The 505-nt window shown below is 44.6% G+C and carries 2 pseudogenes; one reads left to right on the forward strand and one right to left on the reverse strand.

From position 1 onward, the window contains the following. Positions 1-135, forward strand: a pseudogene (gene fur, locus CIK04_RS25930) (ferric iron uptake transcriptional regulator); the annotation flags it as partial. 102 nt (positions 136-237) lie between these two features. Here fur and CIK04_RS25935 read toward each other — a convergent pair. Next, positions 238-505: pseudogene (locus CIK04_RS25935) on the reverse strand (glutamine--tRNA ligase); the annotation flags it as partial.

The raw sequence follows: 505 nt of genomic DNA on the forward strand, positions 1-505 counted from the left end.
ATTATTGAAGAGCGCCAAAAAGAAATCGCCGCCGCTTATAATGTTCAACTGACAAACCACAGCCTCTACCTTTACGGCAAGTGTGGCGATGGCTCATGCAAAGGTAATCCAGACGCGCATAAACGTAAGAGCTGATATCGACGCTCGATAGTTTTTAAAGGCCAGCATATTGCTGGCTTTTTGTTGCGCCAATAAAAAACCAACTCAATGAGTTGGTTTTTCTTAGCTTAATAGCGCTTATTTCGCTTCAATCTTCGCCCAAGTATCACGTAGACCTACAGTGCGGTTGAAAACCAAATGCTCTTTAGAGGAGTCTTTAGAATCCGCACAGAGTACCCATACGCTCAAACTGATAGCCTTTTCAGCTTCTGCTTCCACTAAGCTTGGCTCAACAAAGCCATTCATCACCGTCAAAGATTCCGGATTGATGGTTGAAGCARAGTCATCTGCCGCTGCTGGATTTGGTACCGTGAACAGACGATCGTATAGACGAATTTCAGCAGGA

The organism is Vibrio sp. 03_296, assembly GCF_002265885.1.